This is a genomic window from Paenibacillus sabinae T27 (assembly GCF_000612505.1).
GTDB classification, from domain to species: Bacteria; Bacillota; Bacilli; order Paenibacillales; family Paenibacillaceae; genus Paenibacillus_AQ; species Paenibacillus_AQ sabinae.
The window spans coordinates 794,556-809,570 of the sequence record NZ_CP004078.1 but is presented as its reverse complement, the minus strand read 5'-3'; the positions used below and the strand labels follow the sequence as shown (position 1 = coordinate 809,570).

The window sequence follows — 15,015 nt, the reverse complement described above, 5'->3', positions numbered from 1 at the left end:
CCATCCGTTATTTATTTATGTAGGCTTGGGCTGATTCCCCGCAAAGACGGCTCGCCCGGAGGCGACCAATACCCCAGGTGCTGCAGCAGATCAACGAATTTCCGCATCGTTTCCCGTTGGTAGGCGGTGACGTCCCTGCCACTGAAATCGTAAAAGCCCTTCCCGGATTTCATGCCGGTCCGGCCGTTCGTCATATTCTCCGAGATAATGTCCGGGGGAGCGTAGCGATCCGTAGACAGCTCCTGCTCCAAATAGCGGTCGGCGTAATAGAGGATGTCGCCGCCTCCCCAATCGATAAATTCCAGCAGCCCCAGAACGGCAAACCGAAGACCGAAGCCCACCCGGGAGGCAGTGTCGATCGCCTCGGGTGTAGCCACCCCTTCCTGAACGAGCCGGGCTGCCTCGTTCATCGCCAGCGCCTGAATTCTCGGCACAATGAATCCGGGCGAAGCGGCGCACTGGACCGGCACTTTTCCAACGCCGGACAGCAGCTCCATCATACCGGCCAGCACTCCGGAAGCGGTCTGTGCGCCGGGACTTACTTCAACCAGCGGGATAAGATAGGCAGGGTTAAGCCAATGCGTGTTCACGAACCGCTTAGGCTTGTCCAGAAAGGAAGCCAGCGTATCCACCATAAACGTCGAGGTTGTGGAGGCGATCCAGGCATCGTCCCGGGCCGAAGCGCCGATCCGGTCAAATGTGTCCTTTTTGACCTCCAAAATTTCGGGAGCCGCTTCAAACACAACATCCGCCCTGGGCAGCACCGCTTCCATCTCATCCAGGGAATGGTAATCGATTTGCCCGAGAATCTTCTCCGCGAGCGATGGATCGAACAGTTCGAGAGACGCCAAAAAATAGAGATTGTTCTCCATTTGTCCGGCCGCTTCCTTCAGGACCCGTTCCGTCTCCGTCTTGCTTCTTTCTTTGCTGTCGATCAGTTCGACCTTGTGGCCCGCATAAGCAAACACATGGGCAATCCCAATTCCCATACGACCCGCGCCGACAACAGCGATTACGGGCTTGTTCATACCCATTGCCGCACACCCTGCTGCAGCATCATTCGCATGCCATTAACGGACAGGCCGCTCAGCTGAAGGTTTTCCAGCGTCCTGCCCGTCTCGCGCAAATCCTCGCCGGTCACGGCCGAGGCGATCGCGAGCAGCCCCTTGGCGACAGGAGCGGGCATACCCGCCCAATCCGCCAGAGAGACGAGGAAGGCTAAACCGCAGGCGACATCTTCGCGCATGTACCGGTGCGTCATCAGATCCAGATGCTCACGCCAATCCGAGCTGTCCACCAGCTTCTCATGGGCGGCATTTCCGTACATCCATTCATCGCCGTCCTTGCTGTAATGGTCCGCGAGCGGAAAATGCGGCGCCCGGTAGCCCAATGCTTCCCGGACGGCAATTCTTTCAGCATCCAGCGCATTATGCACCCTCCGTACAGACGGCTGCGTTCCTTCATTATGAATATCCCAGTGTTCAAAATGCTCGATCGGACCGGCGTTCATGAGAATAAGGGGCGGATGGATAATCGGTCCCGCGTTCATCAACGCGCCGTCCAGCGCGTCCTGCAGCCGTTCGACTGCCGGAAAGGCTTCCTCCAGGACGGCAAAAGCTTGCTCCGCCAGCTCGCCCGGAAATACGCCGGTCGGGAGGCGGGTCGCCCGTCCGCTGACGGCTACCGTGTCAGCTCCGTGTTTGCGGGCCAGATAGGGAAGCGTGCCCGTTTCGGCAAACGCAACCTTGGCCCGGCTGCCCGCTTCGGCCAGCGCCTTCGCCATCACATAGCTGCCGAAGGTTCCGGGGGGCAGGAAGATCACCTGCCCGTCCTGCAGGTGAGGCGCAAGCTCTGAGGCTACGGAAGCCTGGGCAAAAGCGGGCAGGGGGAGCACAATCAGCGCGGCGCCCTTCACGACCGCGGACAGATCCGTGCTCGCGAGCGACAAGCTTACCTTGCGGACGCCGCCGGCGTCCTTCAATATTAGGGACTGGCTTTCCAGTACAGGCTGAAAAGCTTCTTTACCCCGCCTCCACAGCCGTACATGGTGGCCCTTGTCGGAAAGGTCCGCCGCTGCCGCATAACAACCGTGTCCTCCGCCTATCACTGCAATTTCCATGCTGTGTCCTCCACTCGTTGTTTTGGAAATGCCTAATCCAGAAAATCGGGCTGCAGCCGGACAATTTTATCCCACAGCGGCTGGAAGCAGCACCAGCCGGCCGTTTCGGACCCGACATGCTGCATGGTCGCCAGGGCGGCTTCGTGAGCAACCGGTATCGGGGAAGTTGACGCGCCTTCAGCAAGCAATTGGGCGTGGCAGGAACGCTCCATCGTAATGTACCACCAAGCCGCCGATTCCACGGAATGCCCGACAGTCAACAGACCGTGATTTTGCAGGATAACCGCCTTCTTGCTGCCCAGGCACTCCGCGATCCGTTCCCCTTCTTCCGTTTCGTACACTACGCCGGAATAGTCGTTGTACAGGCCGTGATCGTTGTAAAAAATGCAGGCGTCCTGGGTAAGCGGGTCGAGCAGTCGGCCGAGGCTGGAGAACGTCTTTCCGTAAAAGGAATGGGCATGTGCGGCGGCAACGGCGTCGGGACGGGCTTTATGGACACTTGAGTGAATGGCGAAAGCCGCACGGTTGAGCATATTGCTGTTGCCCTCGACTACCTTCCCTTCATCGTTCACCAGAAGCAAATCGGAAACGCGAACCTGGCTGAAATGCATGCCGAACGGGTTCACCCAGAAATGATCCGGATATTCCGGGTCCCGGGCGGTAATATGACCGGCAACGCCTTCATCGAAGCCAAACAGGGAAAACAAACGGAAAGAGGCGGCGAGCCGCTGCTTGCGGTGCAGCCGTTCTTCCTCAAAGCTGCCGAATTTCATCGGATACTTATCCTGCATCAATTCCAGGTTTGTGCTCAATTCTGTGCTCATATCCCATACCTCCAGATATTTATGGTTTGTGCTTTTAGTTCTGTACACTTTCCTTAAATTCGCGGATTAAGAACGGAGGGGTTTCCCCTTTTAGAGCCGCCACCAGGTTTCGGGCTGCTGACATGACCATGTTGAAGCGGGTTTTTGCCGTTGCCGAACCAACATGCGGAAGTGTGATCACATTGTCCATGTTCAAAAGGGGGTGATCGGGGTTAACCGGTTCGAACTCGTAGACGTCCAGGGCGGCTGCGCTTATTTTGCGCGCCCGAAGCGCTTCGACCAGCGCCCGCTCGTTCACAATGCTGCCGCGCGAAGCGTTGATCAGGACTGCGGAGGGCTTCATAAGGTCGAAATGCCGGTCGCCAATCAAATGTTCCGTTTGTGCAGTGAGCGGCAGCATCACGACGATAAAATCCGACTGTGTCAGCAGTTCCTCCAGGGAACAATACTCCGCGCCCAGCCGGTGCTCGACCTCAGGCCTTCGGCTGCGGTTGTAGTACAGCACCTTCATGTCGAAGCCGGCTTTGGCGCGTTTGGCAACCTCCTGCCCGATGCCGCCCATGCCGATGATTCCGATCGTGGAATGATGGACATCAAGTCCGTACCAAGACGAGTCGATTCCCCGGGTCCAGCACCCTTCCTTTACATAGCGGTCCAGCTTGACGATTTTTCTGGCGGCTGCAAGCGCTAATCCAAGTACCAGATCTGCGACTGATTCGTTCGAAATACCGGGATTATTCGTCCCGATTACGCCGCGGTGCTTCATCGCTTCGATATCCAGGTTGTTGTATCCGTTGCTAATCGTGCTGACGACCCGTAAATGGGGAGCCTGCTCTAATAATTCGGCGTCGATTCTGCCCTCTCCGAGAAGCAGCCCTTCGGCATCCTTCAGTTCATCTTTCAGCTCCTCGTACCGGATCGGAGTTTCCCCCTTCCACTTTCGAAGGCTGCAATGCTCAGCCAGGTAAGCCTCGATTTCATCCGGGATGCGCCAGGCAATATATACTTTGGGCCGCATTTCGATATCACCTCCACTATAGGGCCAGCCGTTGTCCGCCCTCTCTGCTGCTTACAGAATAAAAGTCATAAGAGCCGGAAATGCCGTCAACAGGATGATGCATATCAGATAGGCATACACATAATACATGGAGCCTTTGAATATTTTGGTAATTGGCACATCAGGGGCAAGGCCTTTGACAACGAACACGTTGATCCCGACAGGGGGCGTAATGGCTCCCAAGCTGGTAATAATGCACATCATAAGCGCAAACCATACCGGATCATAGCCGAGCTGAAGAGCCGTCGGAAAAAAGATCGGGATGGAAATGATCAGGAAGCCGAAGGCGTCCATAATCGCGCCGCCAATTGCAAATACAATGAAGATCCCGGCCATAATCCAGACAGGCTCCAAAGGCAAGGACGTCACCCAATCCGCCACTTCATACGGAAGCCTGGTAATCGTCAGGAAGCGGCCGAATATCAACGCGCCAACGACCAGCATGATGACCATGGCGGAGGACCGCAGCGAATCGGAGACGGCCAGTTTGAAGTTCGCCCAGCTTAGACTTCGTGTCGCCAAGGCATACACCAAAGCTCCGATTACGCCGACGGCCCCCGATTCGGTAGGAGTGAACCATCCGAGAAACAGACCGCCGATAACAAACACCAGAAGCAGAAGCGTTGGCATAACGCCGCTAATGGCCTTCAGCTTCTCCACCAAGGCAGCATTCTCACTCGCGGGGCCGATATTCGGGTTTCGCTGGCAGATGTACCATACGATGAGCAGGAACAGCACCACCAATAAAATACTGGGAATTATACTGGCAACGAACAAATCTTTTATGGAGAGCTGTGCCTGAATGGCAATGACCAGGAGCACGGTGCTCGGCGGAATGATAATCCCGAGCGATCCGCCTCCGGCAACGCTGCCGGTGCTTAATTCATCGTCGTAGCGGTATTTCTTCAGCTCCGGCAGCGCCATGGAGCCGATCGTTGCCGAAGTAGCCGAATTGGAACCGCAGATCGATCCGAAGCCGGCGCTTGCCAATATCACCGTCCAGATCATGCCGCCTTTATAGTGACCGACCCATTTGTAGGCCGCCTGGAACAGCTTTCCGGTAATTCCGGAGCGGTAGACGATCTCTCCCATTAAGACATACATCGGAATGACGCTAAGGGAAAAGCTGGAGAACTGCGACCACAAATCGCCGCTGATGACGGCATAAGCCGCATTGGGAGAGGCGACGACAAGCAAGCCGAGGAAACCGACAATAAACATGCTGAAGCTGATGGGCATTCGCAAAAACATGAGCACGAACATGACGCCGATGCCGATCAGCGCGTAGGCTGTTAAGCTCACCGGCGATCCCTCCTTATGAGGTATTTGAGGGAATCGGTTAACAGGGATAGCGCTAAGCCGAAGAACCCGATAGCGAGGAGGTAAATATACGGATAATAAATGACGGCCAGCGTTTCCGAAAGCCCGCCGCTTTTCATCGTCTCGTAGGCATAGATGGCGAGCCGGTAAGAGATCAGACCGAAAAACAGCATGCTGATGAACAGCATCAGCCCCTGAATAGGGCCTCTTATCCGGGCTGGAAACTTCTCCAAAATAACGTCGATATCGACATGACCCCGATGAATTTGGGTATAGCCCAGCGCGAATGCAGCCGTGATCGCGGACAGCCATCCGGAGATTTCCCCGACACCGGGAATCGGCACGTAAAAGACCCGGATAATAACATTGGCGACGATCAGGAGCGCGATCAACAACATGGCCAAACCTGCGATAACGGCCAGAAACTGATTGACACGGAGACTGATTTTCTCCAGGGCATTCAAAATGGAGGCTGCACCTACTTTCCAATCGCTGCGTATACTTTCCTTCCGAACCGCCTTAAGCTCATTCACCCTCTCCAATCGTCTCACCTTCCCTTTCGGCAGTTCCGCCGTGATGGCCGCCGATTCGAAACGCCGGCGATCACGGACGGGTCCGCGGATATTATTTCGAGTATTCCGCCTTCAGCTCATCAAGTCGTTTCTTGAATTGTTCGGCGGGAAGACCCTTTGCTTTCAGATCGGCAATTGTTTTATCCTGAAGCGGATGCATTTTTGAATCCCAAACCGCTTTTTCTTCAGGCGAAAGAGTTACGACCTCCAACCCCTGCTCTTTTACCGACCAATCCATCGATTCCTTCACATGATTGTCCAGATAGTCTCCAGTCCAGGCCGACATCTCAGGGCCTAATTCGTCGATAACCTTCTGCACATCGGGAGGCAGCGAGTTCCACGTATCCATATTCATGACCGCGGCATGAATGGATACCGTCAGCGGGTAATCGGTCACGTACTTGACCATCTCGGCAAATTTCAAATCCATCAGTACTTCGCGTGAGGAGACGTACCCCTCGACCACTCCGGTCTGCAGCGCTTCAACCGCCTCGCTCTGTGACATCCCGACCGGAGAAGCGCCAAGTTCTGTTAATACCGGGGCCAGGCCGCCCGGAATACGCACTTGCTTGCCTCTCAAATCCTTCAGGCTGGCCACCGGCTCTTTCATTTGAATAAAGGAGGGTTCGGAAGCGAATGCGGTGATCAGCTTAACGTCCTTAAACGTATCCGGCGGAAATTCTTTGATCAGATTATAGATAACCTGACTCGCAACCTTGGAGTTCTGAAATACAGTGGGCGCTTCGGCAATCGTCAGCAAGGGGAATTTACCGGGTTCGTAGGTCGTTACCGATGAGCCGATGTCGGCCACCCCGCTCTTGACGCCATCGTACATGTTCTTGTCGGTCAGGAGCGTCCCCCCGAAAAACAGCTTGACGGATACCTTGCCATTCGTCCGCTTCTCCAGTTCTTCCTTCCACTTCTCCATCTGTTTGGCCGGAAACGTACTGGCCGGGGCAAAAAAAGCGTAGTTGAGTTCAATTGGTTTATCGGTTGATGCCTTTGTTTCCCCCGTCCCGCTCCCTTCCGCAGGTTCAGCCTTTGAAGTACCGGAATTATTGCCGCAAGCGATCAGCATGAGCAGCATGCTTACGGATAAGAAGCTCATCCACATTCTTCTCATAGAACCACCTCCATCCTTAATCGTTGGCTGATTATATGGCAAACGCTGCTGCTTCTCTCCTCAACTCTCGATTCCTGTCCTAACGAATCCTTTCCGGGCCGGTTAAATGAGGGTGACGGCTAATAGAGATTGAATTATGTAAATGCCGCACGGCGTCCTGTAACGTAAAGCCCGTTTCGGGGTAGCAAAGACCTTCTTGTGGAATCACGGAATTCTCCAAATGCCCGGCATGCGTATTGCCGTCGGCTAAACATCTCCTTCCCGCTCACTGCACCCCCTTAGATGTTATTATAATGTAATGTAATCTACCGTCTCATCTTAACTTTTCTTTTTGTATGTGATATTTCGTACCACAAACTAAACACTATATGAATTTTGTGTGAAATAAAACAACCGATTCGTATGGTATTATACCTCGAATTTAATATGATTCATCTACGATTGCAGAAAGTTGCAGAAAAAACCTGCCAGAGCATGGAAAAAACCATGAAATTCGTGTTTTTTCACATCCTAAGCGTATGGTAGATCAGCGGAACTTCACTGGGGATATTGGGGATTGGAGAATATTGGTTTTGTATAGAAACAGGGGGCAAAGCATCAAATTCGAAAACGGTGATAAGCTTGTTCGAAGTTTTGGAATCGGTGCGTGTTCCATGAGGATGTTAATTACATTAAACGGCTTAAGCGGATGGGATAATTTGAAAAGCGGCAACATGATCATCAATCATTGGACGCAAAGGTGGAGTCCTTAATTCATTTTTCGATCTATCCAGTTCCTTGGCCCTTTGAACAGTTTTAAGCAACAATTGCTCAATCCTTATACGGATCAAACTCATCCGCTCCCGCCATACAAACACCAATCGGTTTAAGCACATGCATAACCTCAATCGTTTCGGCATGCGCATCCAGCACATCTTGAAGCTTCCGGTAAACAAACGGACTCTCATCCGTTCCTGCGCCGCGCAACTCTACACCGAAGGCCCGAACGGCGTCCAGCATTTGCTCCGTAGTGATTTGACCACCGCTTCTTGTGCGAGTCTTCCAGTTCATTTTTCCTGCCGCTTGCGTCCGGCTCATGATCCGTCCGGCTCCATGTACGGTGCTGTAGTAAGCCTCCCGGTTCTCTATGCTGCCCTTGCCTTTTACGATAACGGATATGTCCCCCATACTCCCGCCGATAAATCCGGTCTGGCCCGGCGCGGACGGAGTCGCTCCTTTACGGACGACAACGACTTCCTTCCCGCTGTGCGTCTCTTTCCAGGCGTAGTTATGATGATTATGCACTTCAAGGTCTGCTTCCGTTCCGAGAATCGCCAAGACCTGCCTCATCACATAATCCCGTCCCGCATATGCGTAACGTCCAGCCAGCTTCATCACCCGATAATACATATCGCCAAGCTCGCTGCTCAGATCAAGCAGTACAGGCGGCTGGTCCATCTTCTCACCGGGAGCTTTCGCTAGAAACTCCCTACCTCCCGCCAGATTAATAAAGCCGCTCGCCGTTTTGTGCCCAAACCCTCTACTCCCAAAATGATTTGCTATCCACACACGGCCTGTTCCGGCTTCCTCAAACAAGTCAACAAAATGGTTGCCGCTGCCGACCGTACCCAGCTGATCACGCGCCAATGTCTTCAGCTTGTCGTGTTCCTGCCTGCCTACTGTCTTGTAAACGTCCCAATCGGGATCGTCAAAAAGGTCATGATCGACTTTTTCCTGGTTGACACGGCCCACCCCGAAGGAAATCCTCCGGGCGATCTCATCCATAATCTTTGCCAATCTGGGCTTTATGTCCCCGGCGGCCAAGTTTGTTCGTACCGCTTTATTCCCGCATGCAATATCATATCCAACGCCGGAAGGGGAGATTTGCCGGTCATAAACAACAACTCCGCCGATCGGTTGACTGTACCCTTTATGATGATCCGCCATTAGCAGCGTTTGGACCACATTACCGGTTTCCGAACAAGTCCTCGCTTGAGCAAGCGCACCCTCGTCGGGGTTGCCCCAGACAAGTACGCCGTTTATATTCTGATAAGCCATAACATTATTTCACTCCTGTTATAAGAATGCCTTTCCAATCTTACTCATCCCCTTTTTCCCATACTTCTTTCAGCACCGACCGGAACAAATCGTCAAGCCGCTGATCCTGGTTACCGTCACCGGGCCGCATTCCCGAAGCCGTCCGCTCGTAATACGCTATTTTCTCTTCCAAATAATCATTGATCGGGTTGATTCTTGGTTCAAAATCTATCTCGTCTCCCGCTCTTTTACGGGCCAGCAAATCGAGAATCACAGCCTTAAGCTCGCTTTCCCCAGGTACTAAACCGTCAACAAGCCGATCAAACTCTATAGGCGGCATGGTGCTGTACCTCTCGATCCATTCACATGCCAATATCGGGCGGAGAACATAGAAGTACTTTTTGATCTTGACCTGATCCCCCTGGAGGTAGTCGCGGTAATTTCCCTTGGCCATATGCAGATAGTGATGGATACATGATTTTGGAGAAAAGGTTAAGGATGCGATCCCCCGGATTTGCTCGGTTATCCCGTGGTTCTCCCTGTATACAATCGGAGATTGGAGCCACTCCAGCAGAGGCGGATTCGACTTCCGGAACAGGTTTAAGGCTTTACGCAGATCCCAGCCATTGATGTCCAGCATGTCACTTATCGGCCGTTCGATGACATCCCGCTTCTCAAAGATTGATAAGTACCAATCTACCGGCCGCACATAGATAAATCTTACGTCGTAGTCGCTGTCCTTTGAAGGGAACCCCCACGCGCGGCTACCTGATTCGCAAGCATACAGGATCCGAACGTTCTCTTCACGCTCGATGCGCTCAAGCACAGTCAAGATATGTTGATGGTAACTGCTCATATGAAAACCTCCTTAGGGCACGGTTCGTTATTTGCCTGCCGCCTTTTTCTCACCAATAAGTGAACTCAACCGTTCCAACAGGTCTCCGCCGCCCGTTAAAGAGATGGACCCGATTTTCTCGCAAATTTTCTCCAGGAACTCTAGCTCTTTCAGCCGGAATAACGTCTGATTCTCGTCCATCAGCTTCGCGGTGTTAAGCAGACTTCGGGTCGATGCCGTTTCTTCGCGACGAGTGATTAGATTCGCCTGTGCCTTCTTCTCCGCCAGCAGGACGGTGTTTAGGATATCTTTCATTTCACCCGGTAAAATAACATCCTTAACCCCCGCACCAAGGAATTGTACTCCGAACTCTTCACCCTTCTCACGTAAACGGGACAGGATAAACGACGCAACGTCCTCTTTCCGTTTCAAAAGATCGTCTAATTTAAGAGTTCCGACATATTCCCGAAGCATCAGTTGAAGCTGGATATGAATTTGCTCATCGAACGATTTCATTTCCAAAGCACGTAATGGCTGTACGATCTTGTATTGGCAAACGAAATTCAACCGCAGCGTAACTTTGTCTTCCGTCATGATTTCCTGGCCGATGAGATCCATTTGTTGTTGTCTTAGATCAATCGTCTTGACCATAACCGAAACGGGACCTCGCCAGAAGTAGTACTTGCCAGGAGAAAGCTCTCGTTGTAAGACGTGATCATAAAACAAAAATCCGGATTCATAACTCGCGATTTCGTACGGCTGCACATGGGCTGTAAGCTTCGGTAAGATCGACCGGTCTACCTCGGCAGGCAATTCAGGTTGTCTGATATCCGTATGTAAAAAAGTATGTTTCTTGAGTATGCTCCAATAGGCGTAGACACCAGGCTTAAGCAGTTGTACGAATTGACTGTCCTCGTAATGCAGGACGTATTCGTGGTCTTGTACTCGTACAATATCGAGCTCTCGCACGAGGTCTTCATCCTGAAGGAACAACTGCAAATCTTTCCCCTCTATAACGAACGGTTTCGCGATATTCATCACCACAACTGTGGTTTGTGCCCACAATAAATAGTGATAGGTCCCCGGATTGAGCTTTTTCACATAACTTCCTTTATGAAAGAGCAAACCGCGCTGGTCAGCTTGTATCGTTACTTTTTTAAACATATTCGTTACCCCCTTAATGGTTCAACCATTGGATTTAGAATCCCACTGCGGTTCCGGCGGAATCTCGTTTTAGATAAGCGATCGGCCAGGGATTTTTAAGGACATTTGATTCAGGAGGGTGACCCTGCTTCAGCCATCCTTCTTCCTCTTCCATCCTAAAAAGCCTCCCGGAAATTCGCTCCATCGGTATCCACGGATTACAAGGCCTTACTGCAGTGCGCTCAAACTAGCCGCCAGGGATTCTATCCTTTGGTCTTAGTACAATTTCTCGCTCGATTGAAAGTCGAGTATTCTGCCAGAATCGCGTCACAGGCGATTGGGGAATCGAACCCCAAATAGTGGTTTCTTGCCGATCCGATCGTCCAGGATACCGCAACATACCATGCACGGTACTGCGGGATAATTGGATATCCCCGCCTCGTTACGACCGTCCGAATAAGAACCGATGTATGATGAATACGGTTCTATAATCGCTCATTTTAACCAGAACGAACATGGTAAAAGTATTACGACCGAACATAAACTTTTCCATTTGACCCAAATCCCGCCCCTGCTACAATGAATGAAGAGGTCTCATTTGAACGGGGGATTATTTTGGCTAAAGAGAGCTTTGATAAAGAGATCCAATTCTTACGCATGCTTGTGCTGACAAGCGGCGCATTTAGCAGACAGCAATTCGCAGAACGACTGGGCATTTCCGTACATACCTTTGATAAAACAATCCGGCGGCTCAAGGACGTGATTAGCTCCATGCACCAGCATTTACCGCAGGAACAGAGCGCCGAATTATCCGAGACGATTCGCTTCAGCTATTACGACTCTACCGATCCACTGCTGCTGTTTCTGTTTCGTGCCAAATCCGTAAAAGAATCCGAAAGTCAAAGAATCTCGCTGCTTTTGGCCGCGATGAATGAGCAGGCTTTGACTACGATGGAACTCTTGGATATGTGCTGTGACAGTCTGCCATCAGGCCTTCCGCTGCCTGACGAGAAGACCATTCGGTCGGATCTCAAATACCTGGAAGAGGTTGGCGTCATCCTTAAAGAGCCGGGGCCTCGCCCCTACCGGTATCGCATTCAAGATGACCTGGTCCGGAGCTTGTCGGAAGAGGAGCTTATCGATTTGTATGATTTTGTGGATGTGATGGCGAACACGCAGGTGCCTTCCGTTCAGGGCTATCTGCTGCGCGATGGGCTGAAGAAACATCTTCTGCGGGGGGAATTTGAGCAGCACGCGATCGAGCCATTTTTATATAAGTATCACTATTACTCCCGGATTTTGGATGAAGCGCATCTGTTCACACTCCTTCATGCCATCCGTCACCGCCGCAGAGTCCGGTTTCTCTATTTCTCGCCAAAGTCTGAAAAAAGCTACGCCTCCAAAAACACCAATCCCTTATTTGAACGGGATACGGCAGGTAAAGCCCAGAAGACGCTTCCGCTAAAGATTGTGTACGATCATCAATATGGAAGATGGTATCTGCTGTCCCACGGCAGAGAGGGAATCCGGAAATACCGGATGGAAGGAATCACTCAAATTGAAGAGGATGAATCTGTGGACGAGGCTTGGTATGAGGAGAAGAAGAACGAGCTGGAAGAAAAGCTGCGGTACAGCTGGCTGATCGATACAGGCAAGCCGGTGACGGTTAGGGTGAGATTTTACAATCCCGGCGATTCTGAGCCTAACTTCGTAAAAGAAAGGGTTCTGCTGCAGGGGCAGTGGGGCCAGATTGTGCTTGAGGACGAATATTCTTTTATTTATGAAATTACGGTAAACGGGACGACCGAGATCAAACCGTGGCTGCGAAGCTTCGGGTCCAGCTGCGAGGTTCTAGAGCCCATTCGATTCCGCAGGGAAATGATCGCCGAATGGAAGGAGATTAAGTCTTACTATGAATCTGTTTGAGAAAATCTTTAATCACCAGATCATCTCCCGGCTGGAGGATTCCGGTACCTTTATGGTCACCTCACACGAGCGGACATGGCTGAAGACCATGCTGGAGCATCATCCGGCCGCGGCCGAGGCTTTCACCTTGGACACCTTGAACAAGCTGCGTACGATTCTCGAACCTGACCCTTTGATGGACACCTCCAGCCACCTGATTGAAAAAGCCCGCAGCATGGAGAAACAGGTCTATCACCCGCTCCTGCGTACGCTGCGCCAGCACATTTTAAATAAGTCCGGGGTCCGTTTAACCTACGCAATTAAGAGCGGGCGTGTGAACAGCGAACAATCGGGTGTTCCTTACAAACTTGAATATTCCATGGTCAAAAGAGAATGGTACCTGCTCTGGTATCATTTCCGGCATCGCACCTTCATGATCACCAGGCTAAAGAAAATCCATTCTGTCAGGGCCGAGCCTATTGAGCCCTCGATGGCCGACGGTATCTTCCGAAAGATCGGAAGGATGCTGGATTCCCGCAAATCCGAAGCGGTTATCGAAATCGTCCGCGATTATAACGAAGAGCTGTCCCGAATCCTGTATGCCTTCTCCAGCTTCGAAAAAGATGTGGAGTATGATTCGGATAATGATACTTACACAGTCAGAGTCTGCTTGCTTGGGGATGAATTCGAGTATCTGCTCTCCAAAATCCGTTTCCTGGGGAAGCGGGTTCGGGTAGTCGAAGGCGATTATTTAAAAAGACGCATGCTGGAAGCTTCGACGAAGGCTTTGGAGCGATACGGGGTGATTTCGGAGGGTGAGGAGTTATCCTCGTAATTCGGGTTGACTGCATTACCGTCACCGCCGCAATTAAGGTTCACGAAGTGGCGGTGACTTTTTTTTAAATCGGAGAGTGCCGCCGCCACAGCTTGCGTTACTCGCCGAGCCGCAGACGATACAGCCGCATCGAGACATCATCCAGGTGGTCTTTGATCAAAAGAACCTCCGAATAGGCCGAGGGAATCGCCTGATAACCGGAATAAATACCCGCAAGGCCTCCGGCAATCGCGCCTATGGTGTCGGAATCTCCGCCTAAATTGGCGGCCTGCTGCACGACCTCGTTAAAATCCGAAGAGTCGAGGAGAAGGTGCAGTGCCCACCTGAAGGTATGTACGACATAGCCGCTCGGTTCGCAATCCGGCTTCTCCTCGATGTAAGCTTCATATTCCGTCCCCGAGACCTCACTTCGGATTGCGCTCCGGATTTCCTCACCCCGAAGAAGCCGGGCGGCAATTCGATTATAGATCAGGCAAGCTTCACTGCATCTCTTGTCGTAATGGGTCATATCAGACTGCATCTTGGTCACCCGCTCCATCTCGGACAGATTGGAGTAAGCTAATGCGGCGGGAAGACATCTCATTAAGGACCCGTTCCCCCCGCTCCGGCCCAGCTCTTGATCCGTTCGGGCAGCCGCTTCAAACCAGTCCCCCTTGTAATGCTCAAATACGCGGCGAATAATATTGCCGATGTCTTTGGGCTTCGTCTCATACCACTCCATAAACTTCCGTCCGATCAGCTCCATCGGAGCAGCCGGGTTCTCCAGAATGCCTTCCGCTACACCAAGGGTCATCATCGTATCATCCGTTACTTCCCCAGGCTCTAGTTGCCATACTCCGCCGCCGATGATTTCTTTCAGGTAGCCATATTTCGCCCGGATTTCCTGAGGTGTCATAAATTCCGTCGTCCCGCCCAAAGCGTCTCCAATGGCACCCCCATACAATCCGCCTTTGATTCGATCGTATAATCGGTCATCTTTCATTTGGTCCCTCTTCTCTTATCCATGCTGCAGGAGGAGTAAAATAATAAGCATTGTACTCTCGGAACGCTTGTTAGCTCAACCTTTCCCATACTCCTCACCTATTCCAGTCGGCCTCTGATGCCAATACCGTTACTAAATCGTACCATATCTTGGTGTTTACATGACGAAAAAAATCCTCCTGATTACCTCCTAATTAAAGGATCCTATTTATAATCCACAGCGTCTATATATACAGATAGCAGAAAACTTTTGATGAGGTGAAATATGAAACGATTAGACGGTCC

At 51.8% G+C, this 15,015-nt stretch carries 13 protein-coding genes; 2 read left to right on the top strand and 11 right to left on the bottom strand.

Translation table 11 applies throughout. The features are described from left to right. Positions 1 to 11: 11 nt before the first annotated feature. From PSAB_RS03640 to PSAB_RS03595, 10 genes are all read right to left on the bottom strand, one after another. On the bottom strand, positions 12 to 1,034 hold the full coding sequence (locus PSAB_RS03640) for a 3-hydroxybutyryl-CoA dehydrogenase (protein ID WP_025333239.1): 1,023 nt from the start codon (positions 1,032 to 1,034) through the stop codon (positions 12 to 14). Further along, positions 1,025 to 2,119: an NAD/NADP-dependent octopine/nopaline dehydrogenase family protein gene (locus tag PSAB_RS03635; protein ID WP_025333238.1), complete on the bottom strand. Its 1,095-nt coding sequence runs from the start codon at positions 2,117 to 2,119 to the stop codon at positions 1,025 to 1,027. The genes PSAB_RS03640 and PSAB_RS03635 overlap by 10 nt, the downstream gene beginning before the upstream one ends. A 32-nt stretch (positions 2,120 to 2,151) precedes the next feature. Further along, on the bottom strand, positions 2,152 to 2,943 hold the full coding sequence (locus PSAB_RS03630; protein ID WP_025333237.1) for a class II aldolase/adducin family protein: 792 nt from the start codon (positions 2,941 to 2,943) through the stop codon (positions 2,152 to 2,154). Between the two features lie 34 nt (positions 2,944 to 2,977). Then, a complete protein-coding gene (locus tag PSAB_RS03625) occupies positions 2,978 to 3,961 on the bottom strand; it encodes a 2-hydroxyacid dehydrogenase (RefSeq protein ID WP_025333236.1) in 984 nt (327 codons plus the stop codon). Between the two features lie 51 nt (positions 3,962 to 4,012). Then, on the bottom strand, positions 4,013 to 5,302 hold the full coding sequence (locus tag PSAB_RS03620; protein WP_025333235.1) for a TRAP transporter large permease: 1,290 nt from the start codon (positions 5,300 to 5,302) through the stop codon (positions 4,013 to 4,015). Further along, positions 5,299 to 5,853 carry a TRAP transporter small permease gene (locus PSAB_RS03615; RefSeq protein ID WP_144240467.1) on the bottom strand — a complete coding sequence of 185 codons (555 nt, stop codon included), beginning with the start codon at positions 5,851 to 5,853 and terminating at the stop codon, positions 5,299 to 5,301. Before PSAB_RS03615 ends, PSAB_RS03620 begins: the two co-directional genes overlap by 4 nt. Before the next feature lie 91 nt (positions 5,854 to 5,944). Then, positions 5,945 to 7,015: a TRAP transporter substrate-binding protein gene (locus PSAB_RS03610; protein WP_025333233.1), complete on the bottom strand. Its 1,071-nt coding sequence runs from the start codon at positions 7,013 to 7,015 to the stop codon at positions 5,945 to 5,947. A gap of 810 nt (positions 7,016 to 7,825) precedes the next feature. After that, positions 7,826 to 9,052: an RtcB family protein gene (locus tag PSAB_RS03605; protein ID WP_025333232.1), complete on the bottom strand. Its 1,227-nt coding sequence runs from the start codon at positions 9,050 to 9,052 to the stop codon at positions 7,826 to 7,828. Positions 9,053 to 9,092: 40 nt separating this feature from the next. After that, a complete protein-coding gene (locus PSAB_RS03600) occupies positions 9,093 to 9,887 on the bottom strand; it encodes a nucleotidyltransferase domain-containing protein (protein ID WP_025333231.1) in 795 nt (264 codons plus the stop codon). A gap of 27 nt (positions 9,888 to 9,914) precedes the next feature. After that, positions 9,915 to 11,030, bottom strand: coding sequence for a slipin family protein (locus tag PSAB_RS03595; protein ID WP_025333230.1), 1,116 nt, complete (start codon positions 11,028 to 11,030; stop codon positions 9,915 to 9,917). A 594-nt stretch (positions 11,031 to 11,624) separates the two neighbouring features. Between PSAB_RS03595 and PSAB_RS03590 the strand changes: the two genes are divergently transcribed. Together PSAB_RS03590 and PSAB_RS03585 are read left to right on the top strand one after the other, a co-directional pair. Continuing rightward, positions 11,625 to 12,935 (top strand): helix-turn-helix transcriptional regulator, encoded by a 1,311-nt coding sequence (locus PSAB_RS03590; RefSeq protein ID WP_025333229.1) that lies wholly within the window; start codon positions 11,625 to 11,627, stop codon positions 12,933 to 12,935. Then, positions 12,922 to 13,749 carry a WYL domain-containing protein gene (locus PSAB_RS03585; RefSeq protein ID WP_025333228.1) on the top strand — a complete coding sequence of 276 codons (828 nt, stop codon included), beginning with the start codon at positions 12,922 to 12,924 and terminating at the stop codon, positions 13,747 to 13,749. Before PSAB_RS03590 ends, PSAB_RS03585 begins: the two co-directional genes overlap by 14 nt. Positions 13,750 to 13,846: 97 nt before the next feature. Here the strand turns inward: PSAB_RS03585 and PSAB_RS03580 are convergent, their stop codons facing one another. Next, on the bottom strand, positions 13,847 to 14,731 hold the full coding sequence (locus tag PSAB_RS03580) for an ADP-ribosylglycohydrolase family protein (RefSeq protein ID WP_025333227.1): 885 nt from the start codon (positions 14,729 to 14,731) through the stop codon (positions 13,847 to 13,849). Positions 14,732 to 15,015: the final 284 nt, after the last annotated feature.

Bases quoted from the DNA above. Each gene is read 5' to 3' on its own strand.
- PSAB_RS03605 (WP_025333232.1), bottom strand. From the start codon at position 9,052: ATGGCTTATCAGAATATAAACGGCGTACTTGTCTGGGGCAACCCCGAC.
- PSAB_RS03600 (WP_025333231.1), bottom strand. From the start codon at position 9,887: ATGAGCAGTTACCATCAACATATCTTGACTGTGCTTGAGCGCATCGAG.
- PSAB_RS03585 (WP_025333228.1), top strand. From the start codon at position 12,922: ATGAATCTGTTTGAGAAAATCTTTAATCACCAGATCATCTCCCGGCTG.
- PSAB_RS03630 (WP_025333237.1), bottom strand. From the start codon at position 2,943: ATGAGCACAGAATTGAGCACAAACCTGGAATTGATGCAGGATAAGTAT.
- PSAB_RS03610 (WP_025333233.1), bottom strand. From the start codon at position 7,015: ATGAGAAGAATGTGGATGAGCTTCTTATCCGTAAGCATGCTGCTCATG.
- PSAB_RS03580 (WP_025333227.1), bottom strand. From the start codon at position 14,731: ATGAAAGATGACCGATTATACGATCGAATCAAAGGCGGATTGTATGGG.
- PSAB_RS03625 (WP_025333236.1), bottom strand. From the start codon at position 3,961: ATGCGGCCCAAAGTATATATTGCCTGGCGCATCCCGGATGAAATCGAG.
- PSAB_RS03635 (WP_025333238.1), bottom strand. From the start codon at position 2,119: ATGGAAATTGCAGTGATAGGCGGAGGACACGGTTGTTATGCGGCAGCG.
- PSAB_RS03595 (WP_025333230.1), bottom strand. From the start codon at position 11,030: ATGTTTAAAAAAGTAACGATACAAGCTGACCAGCGCGGTTTGCTCTTT.
- PSAB_RS03640 (WP_025333239.1), bottom strand. From the start codon at position 1,034: ATGGGTATGAACAAGCCCGTAATCGCTGTTGTCGGCGCGGGTCGTATG.